This is a genomic window from Cobetia sp. MC34, from assembly GCF_018340035.1.
GTDB classification, from domain to species: Bacteria; Pseudomonadota; Gammaproteobacteria; order Pseudomonadales; family Halomonadaceae; genus Cobetia; species Cobetia amphilecti.
On sequence record NZ_JADPPY010000081.1, the window covers coordinates 1 to 1,600 of the forward strand.

Below are 1,600 nucleotides of genomic sequence, written 5' to 3' on the forward strand. Positions count from 1 at the left end.
TTATATGATCGGTTACTACAGCAGCCTCAGGCCGCACAAGCATAACGATGGGATACCGCCGAACTTGGCAGAAAAGAACTACTGGAATGCTCAAAGCTCGGTGGCCAAAAACACTTGACCACTACAGTCTCACCACGGCGAGGCTTACGCGTACTTTTGCCATGCCGCAGGCAATGGATGAGCTCTTTGCGCAGTTGCCCAACTGGCAGCGCATAGATGGCGGTGTAAATTGTCTCGCGACAGACGTAGGCGTCTTCAAGCTTGGGTAAATTCATGTGTCGAAGCTTGCCGGCGATCTGCTCAGGAGACAAGTAGCGACGAAGAAGGTACTCGACAAGCCTGAACCGCTCACTACCGATGGAAAGCTTTCGCTTGGGCCGGCAAAAGCGCCGACGCTTGAGTCGCGACACTTGCGCGCGTTCAGCTCGGTAGTCGTTGCCCGGCACACTATTTCGGCGAATTTCGCGGCTGATAGTGGAGGGGGAACGACTCAGGCATCGAGCAATGGCTCGGAGGCTCAGGCCTTGAGAGAGGCAAACCTGGATAGTGGCACGATCGGTGATACTGAGTTCTGAGTATGACATGAGCGCAATACCTTACAGGGAAACTCAGGTGTTGCACTCAGAATCTGCGGCCAAGCTGGGTAAATATAAGAAGTGACACTTTTTCAGCACTAACAAGCGAGTATCCACAGAGAAGTAGTTCATAGGAATATTGTTTAATATTTTTTCAGTTTAGCACTGATTTCTTTTCTAACCTCAAACAAAAAATGGCTCTTCGACGTTTCATGTGGATTTGGCTTCATCCAGCATGCGCCCCACGGGGCTGCCGATCAGGTAGATCATCGCAATGAAATTGCTTTCGTTTCGGTAGCCGCGAGCGCGAGATCTGGCAGCCTGAAAGAGGCCATTCATGCCTTCCAGACGTGCGTTCGTCAGGCCTGAATACCAGCGCCTCACAACCTGGTCGGCATGTCGCTCCACCGTATTGAGTGCTTTTGCCATTGGCTTGAGAAGCGTGTGGCCGGCGACTGCCTCACGCATCACATTGAGGTAATTCGTGATGCGCCAACGAGCCCCGCGCGCTGTCGGTGCGCGACGAATCCACCTCAGCTTTTCCTTGATGATCCATGCATTCGCGGTAGCCCCTTGGTCAGCAACCAGCTCCCGGAGGGCGACCAGCTGCTTTTCCGTCAGGTTGTGGTTATCCATGCTTTTCAGCACTGCCCAGCGCAGGGCCTTGGGATGGGCTTTTTCTCGACGTTCCCGCTTACGCACTTCATCCAGCGCCTTGGTGAACGTCTGCACGATATGGAACCAGTCAACCGTCACTCGAGCATCAGGAAGATGTTCAGCAGTGCCATTGAGGAAGGCCGGAGACATGTCACACACGACTTCAACCACATTGCCCGGGGCGCCGCCATGTGCCTCTAGAAAGGCGCTGAACGCCTTGATCGTCTCTTTGCCACGTCCTTGGACAGCAAAGATCACCGGCTCTTGTTGGCGTTGCATATCGAGAAATACGGTGACGTAACGTTGCCCTCGACGTGATGCCGTTTCGTCTACCCCGACATTGGCAACCTGAGAAAGATCCAGGTCTC

1 protein-coding gene and 1 pseudogene are annotated in these 1,600 nt (G+C 53.8%); both read right to left on the reverse strand.

Features of this window, described 5'->3' with window-relative positions; all coding sequences use genetic code 11:
• Positions 1 to 131: 131 nt before the first annotated feature.
• A pseudogene (locus tag IZU87_RS17200) lies at positions 132 to 584 on the reverse strand (transposase); the annotation flags it as partial.
• Positions 585 to 785: 201 nt separating this feature from the next.
• On the reverse strand, positions 786 to 1,600 hold an 815-nt coding region (locus IZU87_RS17205; RefSeq protein ID WP_213115356.1), incomplete at its 5' end, for an ISL3 family transposase.